The organism is Pseudoneobacillus rhizosphaerae (assembly GCF_917563885.1).
In the GTDB taxonomy this organism is placed as follows: Bacteria; Bacillota; Bacilli; order Bacillales; family Cytobacillaceae; genus Pseudoneobacillus; species Pseudoneobacillus rhizosphaerae.
The window spans coordinates 39,429-56,700 of record NZ_CAKJTG010000015.1 but is presented as its reverse complement, the minus strand read 5'-3'; the positions used below and the strand labels follow the sequence as shown (position 1 = coordinate 56,700).

Annotated in this window: 22 protein-coding genes; 10 read left to right on the top strand and 12 right to left on the bottom strand. The window is 37.1% G+C overall.

The window, feature by feature from the left end; genetic code table 11:
- The first annotated feature begins 142 nt into the window (after positions 1-142).
- The 3 genes from LRP83_RS13840 to rlmH all read left to right on the top strand — a co-directional run bounded on the left by LRP83_RS13840 (position 143) and on the right by rlmH (position 2,275).
- Complete coding sequence (locus tag LRP83_RS13840; RefSeq protein ID WP_230497292.1) at positions 143-1,366, top strand: S1C family serine protease; 1,224 nt, start codon at positions 143-145, stop codon at positions 1,364-1,366.
- A gap of 176 nt (positions 1,367-1,542) precedes the next feature.
- Complete coding sequence (locus LRP83_RS13835; protein WP_230497291.1) at positions 1,543-1,698, top strand: CxxH/CxxC protein; 156 nt, start codon at positions 1,543-1,545, stop codon at positions 1,696-1,698.
- 97 nt (positions 1,699-1,795) lie between these two features.
- Positions 1,796-2,275, top strand: a complete 480-nt coding sequence (gene rlmH / locus LRP83_RS13830) for a 23S rRNA (pseudouridine(1915)-N(3))-methyltransferase RlmH (protein WP_230497290.1) — start codon at positions 1,796-1,798, stop codon at positions 2,273-2,275.
- 163 nt (positions 2,276-2,438) lie between these two features.
- Here the strand turns inward: rlmH and LRP83_RS13825 are convergent, their stop codons facing one another.
- The 4 genes from LRP83_RS13825 to LRP83_RS13810 form a co-directional block, all read right to left on the bottom strand.
- The gene (locus tag LRP83_RS13825) at positions 2,439-3,008 is read right to left on the bottom strand and encodes an acetylglutamate kinase (RefSeq protein WP_230497289.1); all 570 of its coding nucleotides are present in this window, start codon (positions 3,006-3,008) and stop codon (positions 2,439-2,441) included.
- A 118-nt stretch (positions 3,009-3,126) separates the two neighbouring features.
- Positions 3,127-4,083, bottom strand: coding sequence for an anti sigma factor C-terminal domain-containing protein (locus tag LRP83_RS13820; protein WP_230497288.1), 957 nt, complete (start codon positions 4,081-4,083; stop codon positions 3,127-3,129).
- A complete protein-coding gene (locus LRP83_RS13815; RefSeq protein WP_230497287.1) occupies positions 4,076-4,573 on the bottom strand; it encodes an RNA polymerase sigma factor in 498 nt (165 codons plus the stop codon). Before LRP83_RS13815 ends, LRP83_RS13820 begins: the two co-directional genes overlap by 8 nt.
- Before the next feature lie 441 nt (positions 4,574-5,014).
- A complete protein-coding gene (locus LRP83_RS13810; RefSeq protein WP_230497286.1) occupies positions 5,015-5,494 on the bottom strand; it encodes a PAS domain-containing protein in 480 nt (159 codons plus the stop codon).
- A gap of 212 nt (positions 5,495-5,706) precedes the next feature.
- Here LRP83_RS13810 and LRP83_RS13805 point away from each other — a divergent pair, with 212 nt between their 5' ends.
- Positions 5,707-6,240: an NUDIX hydrolase gene (locus LRP83_RS13805; protein WP_230497285.1), complete on the top strand. Its 534-nt coding sequence runs from the start codon at positions 5,707-5,709 to the stop codon at positions 6,238-6,240.
- Positions 6,241-6,376: 136 nt separating this feature from the next.
- Here LRP83_RS13805 and LRP83_RS13800 read toward each other — a convergent pair whose 3' ends face one another.
- The 5 genes from LRP83_RS13800 to LRP83_RS13780 are packed head-to-tail and all read right to left on the bottom strand — an operon-like array spanning position 6,377 to position 9,404.
- Positions 6,377-6,829, bottom strand: a complete 453-nt coding sequence (locus LRP83_RS13800; protein ID WP_230497284.1) for an OsmC family protein — start codon at positions 6,827-6,829, stop codon at positions 6,377-6,379.
- A 23-nt stretch (positions 6,830-6,852) separates the two neighbouring features.
- The gene (locus LRP83_RS13795) at positions 6,853-8,025 is read right to left on the bottom strand and encodes a cobalamin-independent methionine synthase II family protein (RefSeq protein WP_230497283.1); all 1,173 of its coding nucleotides are present in this window, start codon (positions 8,023-8,025) and stop codon (positions 6,853-6,855) included.
- Positions 8,026-8,042: 17 nt separating this feature from the next.
- Positions 8,043-8,756, bottom strand: coding sequence for a sulfurtransferase TusA family protein (locus LRP83_RS13790; protein ID WP_230497282.1), 714 nt, complete (start codon positions 8,754-8,756; stop codon positions 8,043-8,045).
- Positions 8,757-8,770: 14 nt separating this feature from the next.
- The gene (locus LRP83_RS13785) at positions 8,771-9,133 is read right to left on the bottom strand and encodes a DsrE family protein (protein WP_230497281.1); all 363 of its coding nucleotides are present in this window, start codon (positions 9,131-9,133) and stop codon (positions 8,771-8,773) included.
- A gap of 34 nt (positions 9,134-9,167) precedes the next feature.
- On the bottom strand, positions 9,168-9,404 hold the full coding sequence (locus LRP83_RS13780; RefSeq protein ID WP_230497280.1) for a sulfurtransferase TusA family protein: 237 nt from the start codon (positions 9,402-9,404) through the stop codon (positions 9,168-9,170).
- A 113-nt stretch (positions 9,405-9,517) separates the two neighbouring features.
- Between LRP83_RS13780 and LRP83_RS13775 the strand changes: the two genes are divergently transcribed.
- Together LRP83_RS13775 and LRP83_RS13770 are read left to right on the top strand one after the other, a co-directional pair.
- On the top strand, positions 9,518-10,447 hold the full coding sequence (locus LRP83_RS13775) for a selenium metabolism-associated LysR family transcriptional regulator (RefSeq protein WP_230497279.1): 930 nt from the start codon (positions 9,518-9,520) through the stop codon (positions 10,445-10,447).
- 423 nt (positions 10,448-10,870) lie between these two features.
- A complete protein-coding gene (locus LRP83_RS13770) occupies positions 10,871-12,067 on the top strand; it encodes a class I SAM-dependent rRNA methyltransferase (protein ID WP_230497278.1) in 1,197 nt (398 codons plus the stop codon).
- A 114-nt stretch (positions 12,068-12,181) separates the two neighbouring features.
- Here LRP83_RS13770 and LRP83_RS13765 read toward each other — a convergent pair whose 3' ends face one another.
- Positions 12,182-12,490 (bottom strand): hypothetical protein, encoded by a 309-nt coding sequence (locus tag LRP83_RS13765; RefSeq protein ID WP_230497277.1) that lies wholly within the window; start codon positions 12,488-12,490, stop codon positions 12,182-12,184.
- 87 nt (positions 12,491-12,577) lie between these two features.
- Positions 12,578-13,069: a hypothetical protein gene (locus tag LRP83_RS13760; protein ID WP_230497276.1), complete on the bottom strand. Its 492-nt coding sequence runs from the start codon at positions 13,067-13,069 to the stop codon at positions 12,578-12,580.
- A 402-nt stretch (positions 13,070-13,471) separates the two neighbouring features.
- Here LRP83_RS13760 and LRP83_RS13755 point away from each other — a divergent pair, with 402 nt between their 5' ends.
- The 4 genes from LRP83_RS13755 to LRP83_RS13740 are packed head-to-tail and all read left to right on the top strand — an operon-like array spanning position 13,472 to position 16,849.
- A complete protein-coding gene (locus tag LRP83_RS13755; protein ID WP_230497275.1) occupies positions 13,472-13,894 on the top strand; it encodes a PspA/IM30 family protein in 423 nt (140 codons plus the stop codon).
- Positions 13,895-13,938: 44 nt separating this feature from the next.
- The gene (locus LRP83_RS13750) at positions 13,939-14,967 is read left to right on the top strand and encodes a TFIIB-type zinc ribbon-containing protein (RefSeq protein ID WP_230497329.1); all 1,029 of its coding nucleotides are present in this window, start codon (positions 13,939-13,941) and stop codon (positions 14,965-14,967) included.
- Entirely contained in the window at positions 14,964-15,836 is an 873-nt protein-coding gene (locus tag LRP83_RS13745; RefSeq protein ID WP_230497274.1) for a TPM domain-containing protein, read from the top strand. Before LRP83_RS13750 ends, LRP83_RS13745 begins: the two co-directional genes overlap by 4 nt.
- Positions 15,837-15,856: 20 nt before the next feature.
- Entirely contained in the window at positions 15,857-16,849 is a 993-nt protein-coding gene (locus LRP83_RS13740) for an SPFH domain-containing protein (RefSeq protein WP_230497273.1), read from the top strand.
- 146 nt (positions 16,850-16,995) lie between these two features.
- On the opposite strand, the gene LRP83_RS13735 is transcribed toward LRP83_RS13740, so the two are convergent.
- Complete coding sequence (locus LRP83_RS13735; RefSeq protein WP_230497272.1) at positions 16,996-17,154, bottom strand: hypothetical protein; 159 nt, start codon at positions 17,152-17,154, stop codon at positions 16,996-16,998.
- Positions 17,155-17,272 lie beyond the last annotated feature (118 nt).

The following is a 17,272-nucleotide window of genomic DNA, read 5'->3' as shown; positions in this document are numbered from 1 at the left end:
CTTTAAAACAAATTATGGCGCAAAAAAGTCAGCTGTTTACAGTGCATTTTTTTAGAAATTCCGATTAGTTAGAGTATAATTATGGGTATGAAGGCAAAATAATCGCAAGCGAAGTGCGAAGTTTAGAAAGGATTGGTGTCAATTGGGTTATTACGATCAGGATTATGAAGGGCGTTATCGGCAAAAGGGTAATCGAAGTGGCTTTTTCATCGCAAGCCTTGTCGGGGCGATATTAGGTGCCATCTTAGTCATTATCGCGATACCTACATTAGCCAACTTTGATGTGTTACCTTATAAGGTTGAGCCTAATAATTATCTACAAGAAACAGATGAAAAAGCACATGAAGGGCAAGTAACAGCTGCTAAAAGTATTAATGTAGATATTAATACTCAAATAATAAAAGCGGTTGATAAAGCGGGAGATGCAGTAGTAGGTATCACTAATATTCAAACATCTAGCTTTTGGTCAGATGATGAATCTGTTGCAGCAGGAACAGGGTCTGGGGTTATTTATAAAAAAGCTGACGGTAAAGCTTATGTAGTGACCAACCACCATGTTATCGAGGGGGCAAATGAGCTTGAAGTTTCCCTTGATGATGGAACAAAGTTACCTGCTAGATTACTTGGGAGTGACATTTGGACGGATTTAGCTGTTCTAGAAATTCCAGCTAAGGATGTTAAAAAAATTATAGAATTTGGCAGCTCTGAAATTTTGAAACGTGGAGAACCCGCCATTGCGATAGGAAATCCATTAGGTCCTACCTTTTCAGGCTCTGTAACGCAAGGTATTATCTCAGGGGTTGAGCGGACAATTCCAGTCGATATAAACCAGGATGGAATTGAAGACTGGCAAGCAGATGTAATTCAAACTGATGCTGCTATAAATCCGGGTAATAGCGGTGGTGCCCTCGTTAATCTTGATGGTCAGCTAATTGGAATTAACTCGATGAAGATTGCCCAACAAGAGGTTGAAGGGATTGGTTTGGCTATTCCTGTTGACTATGCACGACCGATTATTGAGGATTTAGAGAAGTTTGGTGAAGTACGTAGACCATATATGGGTGTTGAGCTAAAATCAGTGGAGGAAATACCTTCTTACTACCAACAAGAAGCTTTAAAGCTTCCAAGAAATGTGAACTTTGGAGTAGCTATTCGTAATGTTGAACCGAATTCACCAGCTGCCCAGGCTGGTTTACAAGAACTTGATGTAATCGTTGATATGGACGGTGTTGAGATAAGAAATGTAATCGACCTGCGAAAACATCTTTATAATAAAAAGCAAATTGGAGATCAAATGCAAATCAAATTCTACCGAGATGGAAAACTAAAACAAGCTACATTAAAATTAGGTGGAGAAACAATGTAATGCAAAAGGCGGAAGCGCGCAGCAGTTATCCACATCTGAAAAATAAATAGCATAACCAACTTAAAAACAGGAAAGATTTACTTTCCTGTTTTTTTCTTGAGTGTTAATATGATTTGTGGATAAAATATTTTATAATTTTAGGGAATAATAAGCTAAAAGGAATGGGAGGAAAACATATGATTTATAGTTGTGAAGATCATGTTGAGCTGGCATTAGATGTTGCAGTAGATGAATCTGGATCATTCCCAGAGTTAAATAAAGTGGAAAATAAGTTATCAACAACCTGTGAATATTGTCAAAAGGAAGCCGTATATATTGTAGGGAACGGGTGATCCCATACAAGATGTGGATAACAATTGTGGATATGTGTATAACTTTTGTGGATAAGTTGTTTGTAAACTGTTTGTAACATAGATGGGGTTGTGGATTGTGAATATTTTAATTGTTTCTGTTGGCAAGTTAAAGGAAAAGTATTTAAAGCTGGGGATAGACGAATTCACGAAACGATTAACGGTATATGCCAAAATCGAATTAGTAGAAGTACCTGATGAAAAAGCTCCTGAACAATTAAGTGAGTTAGAAATGGAGCAGGTGAAGCAAAAGGAAGGGGAAAAAATTCTTGCGAAAATTTCTCCAGATACATATGTTATTGCCTTAGCGATAGATGGAAAGATGAAATCCTCAGAAGAACTGGCGGATTCAATAGATAAACTCGCTACATATGGAAAGAGTAAAATCGCTTTTGTCATAGGTGGATCACTTGGATTAAGTAAAGAAGTTCTGCAGCGGGCTGATGAGAAGCTGTCTTTTTCAAAAATGACCTTTCCCCATCAAATGATGAAGCTGATTTTACTTGAACAAGTGTATCGAGCGTTTCGGATAAATCGTGGTGAACCGTACCATAAATAGGGTCAGTCCTTTTACATTACTCTCCCTGAAGGTAAAATAGGTTTCTATGAAAGCAGTAATCCGTTACAACTGCTATTAATGGTCTTTGAAAAAACAGTGTCTGACCCGAATGCGTTAAAGATTTACATTGTTGGGAGCAGGCACTGTCTTCTTATCTTTAAATTTATAACCTTCTAAGGAATTGTCTCACAATTGCAATCGTTGTTGTGTCTGCCATTTCTAAGGCTTCCGCCTCAATTTTATCAAATACATCGATACTAGCTTTAAAATCCTTTTGGAGTATTAATACTGCCTCATGTTTAGTAAGTGCTAGATGTTCAAAAAACATGTCTCTGAATTCTTTTTCTGAGATAAAAGGATTTATTCTACTTAGGAATTTAGAAATTTCTGCTCCATTTGCGTACCAACGTTTCTCTGTGTCTGCTACTGCCTTTTGATTGCCTGCTTTTGCAGCAGTGACAAGTTCAGCAGCAATGACCAGATGTGCCCTGATTAATTTGCCGAACGTATCAGCAATTATATATCCATAGAAAGGCGCTAGTATATTCCTCATATCTGTAGCGTTTCGGAGAAGACGTGCGGTCACAGCGTCTAAATCAGGTAAATTAAAGGCTATGCTATTGATTATCATTCTTGTCCAATACACATGTTGTTCCCAGGCTAAACGCATAGCATTACTTAAATGAACTTCCTGTTCACTAATACAAGAACCGTTAGACCAAGCCTTTTTCATGGTTCCCCCCCCGCAATCTTTAATCATTCCAGTATATTCAGGCAAGGGGAAAGTGTTTCCACCTACTTATTTGCAATCGTTGATTGGTTCGTCTCAATAAGTAGATTCTTATTAAATACTAATATTCTGTTGCAACAGCCCCTAATGATATGGCTCTAATGTTGTTGTTTTGCTTTATCTTTAGTAGTTCTTCCTTGGTTCCTGTTACTACAACACCAAGGATGATCCCATCTTTCATATTTTGGTTCACACTTTCTAGAAGTGGTTCAATAAAATAATTATAATTTCCTGTGTCTTTTAGTTCTTCCAATGTACCTATAAAATCCTCTTCATTCTGTGCTACAATATCTCCTTCGCCTTTTAACATTGTGACATTAAAACCGTAAACAAATGATGCAGAATCCCCAGAACTATGAAGACCTTTTAATTGTTCTTTAGCATCCTGGTTATAATCATTAATTCTATACCATGTTATTTTATCTTTTAGATTAAAAAATTCCTGTACTTCACTTACTGAATAAGATTGGTCAAAAGAGATGGCCACTTCCATTATCGCATTGTCAGGGGCATTTTGTATTAAGTCTAAATCATTATGAATCTTTGTATATTCAAACCATGGATGATAAAATTGCATCGTCCTTTGTCCATTTGTGGTGTTGTAATACTGTTTATCTTCTTCTGTCTTACCGACGCTAACATCATCATAAACAGATATAGCTGAGCCCTTATTATTATGTCCTAATGCATTAAACTCTCGTGTATCATTACCCCATGGGACTACTCTATTTCCAATTACTTTATATTTATTGTAGCTATACGTTCCCGATAGAATTCTATAATCGAATGTTCCTCCTCCAATATTAATATTGGGTTCCGAAATTTGAAATAGTAATCTATTAGCCTCAACTGCTTTGTTATAGGCATTACCGACAATCAACCCGTTAATAAATATAAAAAGTGTCCCTACAAAAAGTAGCGAAATAGTAGAGATTAATATATTTCGCAGCACACTTTTCCTTTTTGCTTTTTTAACAATTCCTTCAATATCATTAGACTGAAATGGTTCATTATTCATTATGGTCCCTCCCAAATAGACTTGTAAGCTTTTTCCTAGCACGATATAAGTAGGTTTTCACATTACTTTCTTTTAAATTTAGTTTTTCCGAAATTTCTCTATACGAATATTCATCTTCATACTTCATTTTTATTAACTGTCGTTCAAGCGGTTTTAATTGTTGTAAAACATGTTCATACTCTTCTTTTTCCTCTTGTTTAATTACGGTAGCTTCCACATGATTTTCTTCAAGTTCCAGCAGAACATCCTCGAACTCAATAATTGGACGTTTGTTATTTTTTCTACACAAATCGTAATATTGATTTATAGAAACCTTGTAAAGCCATGATCTAAAAGCCTTAGCATTAATACCTTCAATATTTAGAAATCCTCGATATAGAGATTCTTGAACAATGTCTTTTGCATCTTCTGGATTAGCCCCCATCGAGCAAAGCTTTTGATATATATTGTTAGTTAATTTAGTTATTTCTTCATTTGAGGGCTTACTCAATTTTTCATCTCCTTTCACAACTAAAACGAATTAAAGGTCATTATGTATACAAAAATAATAATTATTTTTTTACAGTTAATAATTAAATAATAAAAGCTTTACTTCCTATTGGGAGCAAAGCTGAATTTTAATAAGAATTCTAGTTTTTCTTCACTAAATATTATACGCCTTCTTCAACTGCTAAACTGCTAAAGTTCGTTTCAATTACAGTTATTCTAGGTGTAGATTTTATGACGAATCTAAAATTATAATAGATCCTAATGAAATGGTAGTTAAGCATCTGATGATAAAAATAGGCGGGAAAATTTCTCTTAATTTGTAAATTGCATCGAAAGTGCCTAAGCATAAGGATCCACCAAAACTTCTATCATAAAGAAAAACACACTGAATGAAGGGAATCAGTGTGTTTTTTCAGCAAATTTTGCAATTGAAAAGGTTTATTTACTCAGGTTTAATAGCTATAAATTCGTCAATCGTTTCAGGGGTTTGTTTACCTTCTTTTCCTTGGAAAAGGTCGATATTAACTGTCACATCCATGCATCCAAGATATTTTCCGTTTTTATCACGTACTGCCATGAATTTTTGGTAGATTTGACCGGTTTCTTCACCAGATCGTTTTGGAAACCAAAATTCCCATTCATCGCGTGTTCCTGTTCGGAAATCATTCAATAACTTTTGAACGTGGTGAGCCACTTTTGGGTGAAGTTCAAGCACATGGCGGCCAATTGCTTCATTACGACGACCATGTACGCGGTTAGGATTATTTGAATACCAGCGGAAAATATCGTCGGCATCGCAAAAGCCCATTTCAAATGGTAAAAGGTTAATAATTGAATCCAAGGTACTTGCTTTAATGGCACCAGTTTCAAAATTAATGACAGCTTCAGGACTAATTAATTCAGACAATTTTTCGTTAGACATTTAATAACCCTCCTATATATATTTTCTGTTTATAATAAGAATAAAATAGTACAAAATTAGTGAGAAAAAAGTTGGCCACTTCTAGGTGATTTTTTCTAAGCTCATTAGTAATGATAGCACTTATAAGGATAGCTAATTGTGATTTATCTCACGAAAATGGTTTAGGATAGTGCCGAATTTTTATGCTTACCACTAATTAATGGAGGTACAACATGGAGTTATGGGATGTGTATGATTTAGATCGAAATAAAACAAATCGTACCTGGGTACGTGGAGAAGAGCTTCAACCTGGTGATTTTCATTTAGTGGTTCATGTATGCATTTTTAATTCAAATGGAGACATGCTTATTCAACAAAGACAGCCCTTCAAAGCGGGTTGGCCCAATCTGTGGGATCTTACTGTTGGTGGAAGCGCAACAGTTGGGGATACAAGTCAAACTGCTGCACAAAGAGAATTGTATGAAGAAATCGGGTTGAAATTTGATTTTCAAAATAAACGACCTCATTTAACGATTCATTTTCAGAGAGGCTTTGATGACTTTTATTTAATTGAAGAAGACGTACAGTTACATACGCTAAGCTTACAGTATGAGGAAGTACAAAATGTGAAATGGGCAAGCAAAGAGGAAATTTTAACTCTAATTAAAAAGGAAGAATTTATACCTTATTATGAAAGTTTGATTCACTTACTATTTGATAGTCGAAAACAACGTGGCACTATTTCTAGGATTGAAAACCGCTCTTAGACGATATTCGGTGTCTCACCTGACGCCAACTAAAAGCGAGTGCCTAGGGTGGAAATCAACAGACCTGTTTAGCAGATCCTCTATTAATATATAAATAAAAGGAGAACATCACTGTTCTCCGAATTACTTTGCCTTATTAAACTGTTACAGTGGCCTTAACCCAACAATTTTCAATTGGAATCCCTGCATCTTTTAAGGTTCTAAAGATAGGGCATCTTATGTCAACGTTTTTTTGCAATTCATCAATTCTTTCTTGAGATTCAGAGGTTTCAACATATGCTAGTACTCTTACATTTTTAAAATAAGGTTTTACCTCTAAATCCCCCATTAGACCCCTGATATCTAGATTACCTTCCACTTCAAATGAGATTCCTTTAAGATCAAACTTCATTTCTTGTGCAATGATCTGTGCCATTACATTTTCACAGGCCATCAGTGATGATAAAAATGCTGATAGTGGATCGATGGCCGAGTCCTTTCCACCAAAGGATTCGGGCTCATCAATGGCTATTTGATGTTTTCCGGCCATTGCGTCCGTACGCATTCCGTTTCCTTTACCTTCTACTTTAAACTGAATAAGTTGGCTCATATGCTAGTACCTCCGAATTTAGGTTACTTTGTTAATGCCATTTCTCTGAGCCTCTTTGCCGCTTCCGACATAACCTTTAACTTTTCAAATGCAATTTCATCGCTATTCATTGGTCTTTGCGCAAAGGTGCCGAAGCCACAGTCGGGATTTAAGAATATTTTAGTATCTGGCAAGTAGGTTCGTACTTCTTCTAAACGGGAGACAATCTCCTCCAACGTTTCAACCTTCTCCGTCCGGGGATTGACAATGCCAAAACCGATTTCTTTTCCTCCAAAGTCTCCAATGGCATCTAACTCTCCTGCGCGAGGTGTGGCATATTCCAGGATTAGCTGATCGACATTTACATTTGATAAGTATGGAATTAAGGGATAATAAGGTCCACGCAAGAGAACTTGTTCCTGTTTACTCCAGTTACCGCGGCAAATATGTACCCCTATTCTTGTTCCATTGCCAAGCAATCCATTTGTCACTTGGTTCATTAATTCCAGGGCAAATGCAATTTCTTCCTCCGCATCTGCTTTTGCGGTTAGAGCACCACACATAAAGGTACGGTTAGCATTCTTTTGTGTAAAAACGAGTTCCGTTAATACAGGTTCATCAAACTGAACAAAATCTACACCCGCTTGGATTAGTTCTTCTAGTTCTTCACGTAACACTTTTATAATATCGATGGACAAATCTTCTTTTGTTGGGTATGCATCCTTTGAGAGTCCCTCTACCCACATGGCCCGAGTTAACAGATACGGTCCGGGGAGTGCCACTTTAATGGCTTTACTAGTATGTTTTTTTAGAAATAGAAAATCATTTAAGGCTAATGGCTTTTTTCTACTTATTTTCCCGGTTGCTGCTGGGTTTGACATCGAGAAGGCTGGTACATCAAGTGTACCAAGTATTTCTTCAAAGCTTGCTTTATCCTCTACATAATCTAGTAACTCAGACACCATCAGCATTCGAACATTATTTAAGTGCTCTGCAACAAAGCTGATAAAATTATCTCTCCGCTGTTCTCCATCCGAGACGATATCAATTCCCGCTTCCTCTTGCCATTGTAAACACTTTAATATAGCGTTATCGGCTACAGCTTGAAACTCTTCTTCAGTAATACGTCCTGAGCGTTTATCACGCATTGCTCTTTGCACTTCTTTTGAACGCGGCCAGCTTCCAATTACTGTAGTTGGAAATGTCGGTAATGTCATATTGTCAGGCCTCCAAATTAAATTACAATGGCTAGATTAATATTAATATCTATTGATTGAGTTAAAGTTTGATAGATAGGTGATCTTACTAAAGTACTCCTCCAAATTTCCTCCAATGTTTCTTCAGCATCTGGGGATGAAATATAGAAAGTGCCTATAATTTGATTAACTTTCGGACTACCTTCATCCTCGAGTTCTAAATGATAGAGCACATTATCTAACCCTCCCTTTAAGGAGAATTCCATATGGTCTATCACAACATTTCTTTTAGAAGCTTGTGCCTTGTAGCCGACGACCAAACAGGAAGCAAGCGCTGTTAGTAAATAATCTATTGAACTTGGTGCATTCACCTTTGGACTGAAATCTGCCGGTTGTCCAACGAAAAAGGTATGGTTACGGCTATGGACTTTTGCAGATAAATCCTTTTCCGCTTGTACTCGAATACTCCACTTATAGCCTCTGGCAGCCTCTAAATCATGATTTAGCTCTGTTTGATTGGAGCCTTTTTGAATAAAATATCTTGTCGTGTTATCTCCAGGTTGAAACCCAAGGAACTTATGTTTAACCATTCGACACCATGCAGGGAGGTCCTCAGCCACTGTTTTTTCACGACTTCGGACCTCTAGGATTTCATTTTTGTTTAAAGGGTCCATTGCCTTTTTTATAATTAGAAGTAAGCCTGAGCCACAATCTAAGTCTCCACCATCACATACTGCATGTGGTATATACATAGTTATCACCCTTATTAATAAGTGATAGACGCTGCACCCATACTTAGGAACTCAACAAGCTTTGCCCCACCTACAATGGTTGCGCCTTCTACTAAGTTTTCTTCGTCTAAATTACGTTTCTTATAACAAGGACTGCATACCCAAAGTGTTCCACCAGCTTCAACAAACTGATCCATTAACTGTTTTAATGGTGCAAATCCTTCCTCGTGAATTTCCTCTGCAAAGCCCTTAGCACCTAAGTAGGCACCTTCAACATTTAGAAACACAACTGTTTCTTGCCCTGATGCAACGGCTGCATTTGCGACAACAAAGCCTACCGTAGCCTTATCGGGATTATTCATTGCATTCGTTAAGCTAACCAAAAATTTATTTGACATGTTCAATCCTCCGTTATCGTATTATGAAACAGGACTAGCCTTTTTCAATAAAATAGTGCCTCACTTTGCCATTACTATGTTGATGAAGAAGTATGTGCTTTTGCATTCGACACCATGCAGGGAGATCTTCACGAGCCCCTGGATCATAGGAAATAACCTCAACTATGTTTCCCTTTTCTAATTTTTTCATCGTTAGAAACAGGTTCATGATTAACTCACCACATCCAGTTGGCCCTGCATCATACGTTAGATCTGGCCTATTTTGTAGCATTTCTTTCCTCTCCCTTGAAGCATACTTGTCATGAACTATACAAATCTTAGTGTCAATTTCATTATAAAAGAATGATAAGCTTAGATAAATCTAACTTATCGATTGTATGAATCGTGAATAATCGACTTTTTGAATGGATTGGAGTTGTAATGATGGACCTTCACCAACTATATGTTTTTACAAAGGTAGTAGAGCATAGAAGCTTTTCAAAGGCAGCTGAGGTAATATTCTTAAGTCAATCCACGGTAAGTTCACATATTCAAACCCTAGAGAAGCAATTAAATGTTCATTTATTTGATCGTGTTGGAAGGGAAAATATCCTGACTCCAAGTGGGGAACGTCTATATCAATGGGCGTTAAAAATCTTACTTTTAAAAGACCAAGCCTTGCTAGATATTAACAATGGAATGACCGAGTTTCGTGGCATAATTAGAATGTCTGCAAGTTCAGTCCCGGGGCAATTCTTAGTACCTAAGATGGTTAAGAAGTTTAGGAATGCATACCCACAGGCAATGTTCCATATTAATCAATCCCCCTCCAAGATTGTCGCAGAGAAAGTATTAAATGGTTCAGTGGATTTAGGTGTATTAGGGGAGAAATACGAAAATGAAAAACTTCAATATATTCCTCTTTTAAAAGAGAAATTAATGCTAATCACAGCAAGTAATCATAGATTAAAGGGGCCAGTTAATATTAGAACCATGTTAGATTATCCTTTTGTGATGAGAAGCTCTGACTCTGGAACAAATTCAATAATCGAGCGTTTTCTAAAGAGAAACAACATCACTAAGGATCAGGTGAACATCACTAGTTATACTGATTGCTTGCAGAGTCTAATCCAATTTGTAAAAGAGGACATCGGTATCTCTATTATTTCGGAGATCGCTGCAAAAGAATATAGTAAAAGTAAGTTGATTAAGATTCACGAGATTGAAGATTTTAATGAGGAGCGATATTTTTATTTAGTTTTTAATAAGATGAAAACGCAATCTATCATTTCAAAAATGTTTATCGAGGAGATTGCTTACCAGAAGACTTCTTAGGTAGTGTGCGGAGGACCACCCGTTGTTTGAGAGTGGTCCTTTTTTGGGTTGTAACTTCTTATACCTGAATAATTCAGAGGTAAAAGTAAAAAGGCTTCCAAAGCGGTAGCTTAATTGAAAATAATTGAGGTATAATACGACCGGGGCCATAGGTCCAAAAGAAACAGCTGGTAATGACGACAGAGGTAGCCTTGGCTGTGAATGTTATTTTTTCTATAAGTCAGTTTCTGTTTCCAAACCGTTTTCCCTTTGGGAAAAGTGTGTGTACGAACACGAGAAGCTTATAGTTAGTAGAACCCACCGTATTTATGCGTATGGAGTATCAGTATACTGTAAATGATATAATAATCTAGTATGTTTGATTCACGAAATGATTGTATACAATATTGAGAGCGATAAATTAATTTTTGATAGGATGACAAGATGAAAAAAGATGTCACTTTAACGGTAAAGGCTAAGTATGTAAATCTATATAAAAGCGGTTATCCGCTCATATCAAAGGAAGCCATAATTAATTTGAATGAAGATACTAAAGAAGGAACTATTATCCGTCTAGTTGATGAAAAGAATAAGTTCATAGCAAAAGGCTATTTTGGCAAACAAAACAAAGGTTTTGGCTGGGTTCTTAGTAGAAACGAGAATGAACAGATTGACCAAAGGTTTTTTATGAATAAATTGAGAGATGCGATCAACTATCGAGAGCCGTTTTTTAATAGCCTGGATACCAATGCTTTTAGAATAGTAAATGGAGAAGGCGATGGCTTAGGCGGACTAACCATAGAGTATTTTGATGGCTACTATTTAATCAACTGGTATAGCAAAGGAATTTATCGCTTTCGAGAGTATATTATTAATGCTTTGAAAGAATTGGCTGAGTTTAAGGCCATTTATCAAAAGAAAAGATTTGATGTTGACGGTAAATATATTGAAGAAGATGATTTTGTAGCGGGAGAAAGAGGAACTTTCCCGATTATCGTAAAAGAAAATGGAGTGAACCTCGCTGTTTACTTAAATGAAAGTGCGATGGTTGGTGTATTTTTAGATCAAAGAGATGTAAGAAAAACAATCCGGGATGCTTATGCGGAAGGAAAGAACGTACTGAACACCTTTTCCTACACAGGTGCATTTTCAGTATTTGCTGCTGTCGGAGATGCAGTTAAAACGACAAGTGTGGATTTAGCAAATAGAAGCTTAAACAAGACCATAGAGCAGTTTCGTGTGAACGGGTTAGATATTGAATCACATGATATTATTGTTGAGGATGTATTCAATTACTTTAAATATGCGGTGAAAAAACAGCTAACGTTTGATATGGTCATACTCGATCCTCCAAGCTTCGCAAGGTCAAAAAAGATAGTGTTCAGCGCTGAAAAGGACTATAAAAATCTTTTAAAGGAAGCTATTTCCATAACAGAAGATGGGGGGATTATCGTGGCGTCCACCAATTCTAGCTCTTTTAATATGAAAAAGTTTAAAAGTTTTATTGATCAGGCATTTAAAGAAACAAATAGGAAATTCCAGCTAATTGAGGAATTTTCCCTTCCGAATGACTTTAAAACAATAAAAGAATTTCCAGAGGGCATCTATCTAAAGGTTGTGTTTATAAAGAGTTTGCCATAGAAATAGGCAAATGATATCAATTCAGTGAAGCAAGGAAAAACGGAATGCCAAAGAATTGGCGCTCCGTTTTTCCTGTTTTTATATGGAGTGAATGGAATATCATAATTTGGATATTTAATAATAAGGGTAATAAGGATAGTACGGGTAGTATGGGTAGTATGGTGGATAATAAGGGTATGGTGGGTAATAATAACCAAATCCAGGTCCTGGGGACAATAGTGCACCAGTAGCAAGACCTCCTAAAAAGCCTAAACCAAAGCCAGGTCTACCAAAACCAAAACCAAAGCCTGGTCTACCAAAACCAAAGCCAAAGCCTGGTCTACCAAATCCAAAACCAAATCCAGGGCGTATTCGTTGATCATTGACATCAATTATTTCCTGATTATATGCTCCTGGTAAAGCAAAATGATAATCATTAGTCAAAGCAAATCCCTCCTTTTTATTTATACACTAAAGGATATGCTTAAGTAACCTATTGGGTTGGGCATATGCCTTGATACTAAGAAATTTTCAACACATAACAATAATTTTATAGGGAGTGGTTTGGGCTGGTATGCTCATTGTGGTAGGGCCATATACAACAAGTAAATTTCGGTTTGCAGGATTTATGGTGAAGGGTTGATCGTTCGGTAATAATAGCGGGGTATACTTGGTAATATTTAATTGTAACTGACCATCGCTACTCACCAGTTGACCGTTAAAATAGTCTACCTTTACATTTTGATAGGGATTATCCTTTGCGATAATGAGAGCTTGATATTGTGGTGGGTAAATAAGAATAACAGGTAGATTTAGATCATAAAAACCAGTTACACGGTCCCCGATTGAAACCATCACATGGTCAAGAAAATAAGTTGTTGGACTAATAACGAAATTTACTATCGAACCATCTTCTCTTAATAAGGACATTAATTTAAAACACCCATTTAATTCCTCATCTGAACTTACTGAGTAATCTTGAATCATGGTAACCGTACCATATATAGAACTGAACTTTTTCATATAATCCCTCCATTTTGGTGAATAATTAACAAAATTGAATTCTTTAGAAACTGGAACTAAGGAGTTCTACAATGTCTTGAAAGAAATTTCTCTTAGCCTTATCAATTTTATGTTTTTAATAAATAGATATTACTTAATAAATACTATTAAACTGTAGCTAGAATTCTTCTAAAACGTGGGAAAATGATAATTATAGGTATTATGTAAAGGATAAAACGCCAAGATGTAGTTATTATTTGTATAAATAAAGCCGTTTGTTATTCCCTAACAGCAGTGCGATTTCAATTGTGAAATCCACTGCTTTTATATTGTTTATGGAAATTGTTTAAAGGAAATGAAACTTTTACTAAAAATAGACAGTATAATGTAGTGTTGTTTCTTTTATAGGAAGGACTGAAGACAATGAGCATGTTTTCGAGGATTAAGGAAATGATGGAAAACAAAATGGATGATTTGTGGGATAAGACCGATGATCTGGAAAAAATGGTTGAACAGAATTTGCGAAACCTTAATAGGGATTTAGGGAAGGTAAAGGCGGAAAAGGCATCCTTGTTGGCTGAGGAGCAACGCTTGAAGCGGGAATTATATGAATGCCAAGAGGGTATTGAGAAAATGGATCGATATTCCAGTAAGGCTCTGGATGAGGGTAATGAAGAAGATGTAAGAAGGTTCCAAGAGAAAAAGTCAGTTATGACGGCAAATTTATCTGATTTGCAAGCAGCCTATCAGTTTGCTTCATCGAAATCCCAGGAGATGAACCCAATACTTGATAACCTTGTTGCTGATATCCGTGAATTGGAATCTATTAAAAGGAACAAGTTTTAATAGATTCCTATGCTTTTTATTGATATTAAAGAGGTGATATGAACGTGATTCTTCATTATAAATGCCCTAGCTGTGGGAGTGATATGAGTTTTGATGCTGAATCAGGAGACCTGAGCTGTCAAAGCTGCGGCAGACATGAAAATATTGAAAATTATCCGGAAGAGCTGGTGACAACGAGATTTTCAGCGGATGAAGCAAGTGAATACCATTGTGAAAATTGTGGAGCTATTCTTATTACCACCGCCGAGACAGCAGCAACAAGTTGCAGTTATTGCGGAGCAGCTGTCGTCATTGCCGATCGCCTATCAGGCCAGCTTGCCCCTGCAAAAGTCATTCCTTTTACGATTAGCAAGGAAGAAGCGATGGCGGCATTTCAAAAATGGTGCCGAAAAGGACTGCTTACTCCAAAAGACTTTATGACAGCAGACAGGATAAAAAGTATTACGGGCATATATGTGCCGTTTTGGTTGTTCGATTTAAATAGTAAAGTGCAGGTAAACGCAGAATGTACAAGGGTTAGAACCTATACACAAGGAGATTATATTTATACAGAAACAAAATACTATGATGCCTTCCGTGATATCAATTTAGATTACCTCAAGATTCCAGTTGATGCATCTGTCAAAATGAATGATGAATTAATGGATAAACTGGAGCCCTATCCGTATGATCTATTAAAGGATTTTAAGACACCTTATTTGGCAGGGTATATGGCGGAAAAATACAATTTTACAGATGAAGAGCTGTTCCCAAGGGCGAAGGAAAAAATCAGTGGCTATATAGATTCCTATATTTCATCTACTTTTTCAGGCTATCATTCAACTCGTATTAAAAATAAGCACATTGATACGAGAAATGTAAAAAGTAATTATGTTTTATTACCAGTCTGGATGGTCAGCTATGATTATAAAAATTTAGACTATACTTTTGCGATGAATGGGCAGACAGGTAAAGTTGTCGGCAAACCTCCAATCAGCACAGGTAAAGTAACTGCGTGGTTTAGCGGCATCGCTGTGGGAACCTTCTTTGCTTTAAAAATAGTCTCTTTTGTGATGGGAGGCGAGCTTTGGTGAGGGAAAGTCATATACAAAAACGAAGTCTTCTAGTCTTATTGATGATGACGCTGTTGGTTTTGCCATGGGGAATGCCAACAGCGAAGGCGGAAACCTTTGATCGAAATCATTATATATATGACTATGCCCATTTATTAACAGATGGAGAGTCGGTGGAACTCCAACATGTAGCTAGTGAACGGGGAAAAGAGAGAGAGACTGCTTTTATCATCATCACCTTAGATGACACAAATGGGAAGGATATTGTCCAGTATGTAGAGGATTTCTATGATGAGCATGGCCCAGGATTCAACCAGCCACATGGAAATACAGTGATTCTAGCCATTGATATGAATGAACGTGATGTATATTTGGCGGGCTTTAAAAAAGCTGAGCAGTATTTGGATAATAGCCGGCTGGATCTCATTCGCGAGGAACTGACTCCAGATTTATCAGACGGTCAATACTATGATGCATTCTCAGTATTTATAAATAGGGCCTATGAATATATGGGTAATGAGCCAGATAATGGAGAGCTTGGCTACACGGGCAATGGATCGATTGGGAGCCCGCAAGAGAATATTAGTTATGACATCAAGGGCCATCCGTCTAAAAATATATTTTTTCAATCGTGGTTTCAATTAATTGTTTCGCTGATCATGGCAGGGGTTGTTGTAATGATAATGGCCTATCGTGCTGGCGGAAGGGTCACGGTAAATGCACGGACCTATATGGATAGTCAGCGATCAAAGGTGGTTGACCAGTACGATAACTTTGTCAGACAAACTGTAACAAAGCAGAAGAAACCGTCTAATAATACAAATAGCGGCGGTGGGGGCGGCGTTACAAGGGGCGGCCATTCGCATAGCGGCAGCAGAGGAAAGTTTTAATTGGAAGGAGCAGATAGTAAATGTCTTTTTTTAAAAACCAATTTGCAAATGTAGTAGAATGGCTGGAATTCAGAGATGACATGATTTTTTATAAGTGGAGCAACCGCGAAATTAAAAAGGGTAGTAAACTGATTATCCGTCCTGGTCAGGATGCGGTTTTTTTTAAGAATGGGAAAATAGAGGGGATATTCCGTGATGAAGGTGAGTATGATATCGAATCGCAAATTATCCCCTTCTTATCGACCTTAAAGGGATTCAAGTTCGGGTTTAATAGCGGCATGCGGGTAGAAGTGCTGTTTGTGAACACGAAAGAGTTTATAGTGAAATGGGGAACGCAAAATGCGATTAATATCCCTTCACTAGGACTTCCAGGCGGTCTCCCGATACGTGCGAATGGAACTTTTCATTTTAAAGTGAATGATTATATTGCCTTAATTGATGAAATTGCCGGTGTTCGCGAGCAATATTTAGTTGAGGATGTCAAAATTCGGATTACAGCGGTTCTTGATCAGCTTTTGATGAAATGGATACCTAGAGAAGGAAAGGATATGTTCAATCTGCAAGCCAACTCCTTCGACATTTCTAAAGGCATTAAAGAGGATTTAGATATGCAGATGATGAAGAGTGGGATATCGATTACTGGGTTTAATGTTATGAGCTTTAGTTATCCAAAAGAGATTCAAGACATGATTACTAAAAATGCATCACATGGGATGGTTAGTGACGTTAATCGCTATCAGCAAATTTCACTCACAGAGGGCATGGCCACCGGCAGGATGAGCGGCGGAGGAGCAGCCTCCGATATGGCGGGAATGGTGATGGGAATGAATATCGCAGGTAAAATGATGAATCAGATGAATCAACAAGCTCCTAATCAGCCTGTCTCCGTGGAAAAAGCCGAACCGTCTTTGCCAAGGACAGATGGTCAAAAGGGACCGAACTTTTGCCCAAATTGCGGCAACAAAACAGAAGGGGCCAACTTCTGCTCAAACTGTGGACAAAAGCTTGTTTAATATCGGTGCCTGTAAAGGGGGGGAATATAAAATAACCTCTTTTAGTTGTATCGCGGTTGCCCTTTTATAAAATCCCAGTGGTGACTGGTACCTTTATAACGAAAGAGCCAATGGTCCAAAAACATTGGCTTTTTCGTTACGGTATTTTAAGCAGATTCCTGCTGAAAACAAGCATCATTGAAATATACAACTTCAGAAAGGATTTTAGATCCCTTCATTTTTTTGAATTGCTCCCTTGCCTCTTGCTCTGTACTAAATTCAAACATAGAAATATTTGAGTCTAAATAACAAGTTATAATCCACATAAAATTCCTCTCCTTATTTTTAAGCTAATTCTTTCTTGCAGAGAATTTATAAATAATCTCCTTTAAATCTTGCTTTCATAAGATCCAAATCCAAGTTTAAGGAAGTAATTATCAATTG

Coding starts and splice junctions, on each gene's coding strand:
- LRP83_RS13790 (WP_230497282.1), bottom strand. CDS start 8,756: ATGTATATACCACATGCAGTATGTGATGGTGGAGACTTAGATTGTGGC.
- LRP83_RS13740 (WP_230497273.1), top strand. CDS start 15,857: ATGTCTTTTTTTAAAAACCAATTTGCAAATGTAGTAGAATGGCTGGAA.
- LRP83_RS13835 (WP_230497291.1), top strand. CDS start 1,543: ATGATTTATAGTTGTGAAGATCATGTTGAGCTGGCATTAGATGTTGCA.
- LRP83_RS13795 (WP_230497283.1), bottom strand. CDS start 8,025: ATGACATTACCGACATTTCCAACTACAGTAATTGGAAGCTGGCCGCGT.
- LRP83_RS13755 (WP_230497275.1), top strand. CDS start 13,472: ATGAGCATGTTTTCGAGGATTAAGGAAATGATGGAAAACAAAATGGAT.
- LRP83_RS13810 (WP_230497286.1), bottom strand. CDS start 5,494: ATGTCTAACGAAAAATTGTCTGAATTAATTAGTCCTGAAGCTGTCATT.
- LRP83_RS13825 (WP_230497289.1), bottom strand. CDS start 3,008: ATGAAAAAGGCTTGGTCTAACGGTTCTTGTATTAGTGAACAGGAAGTT.
- LRP83_RS13785 (WP_230497281.1), bottom strand. CDS start 9,133: ATGTCAAATAAATTTTTGGTTAGCTTAACGAATGCAATGAATAATCCC.
- LRP83_RS13780 (WP_230497280.1), bottom strand. CDS start 9,404: ATGCTACAAAATAGGCCAGATCTAACGTATGATGCAGGGCCAACTGGA.
- LRP83_RS13735 (WP_230497272.1), bottom strand. CDS start 17,154: ATGTGGATTATAACTTGTTATTTAGACTCAAATATTTCTATGTTTGAA.
- LRP83_RS13760 (WP_230497276.1), bottom strand. CDS start 13,069: ATGAAAAAGTTCAGTTCTATATATGGTACGGTTACCATGATTCAAGAT.
- LRP83_RS13770 (WP_230497278.1), top strand. CDS start 10,871: ATGAAAAAAGATGTCACTTTAACGGTAAAGGCTAAGTATGTAAATCTA.
- LRP83_RS13800 (WP_230497284.1), bottom strand. CDS start 6,829: ATGAGCCAACTTATTCAGTTTAAAGTAGAAGGTAAAGGAAACGGAATG.
- LRP83_RS13805 (WP_230497285.1), top strand. CDS start 5,707: ATGGAGTTATGGGATGTGTATGATTTAGATCGAAATAAAACAAATCGT.
- LRP83_RS13820 (WP_230497288.1), bottom strand. CDS start 4,083: ATGAATAATGAACCATTTCAGTCTAATGATATTGAAGGAATTGTTAAA.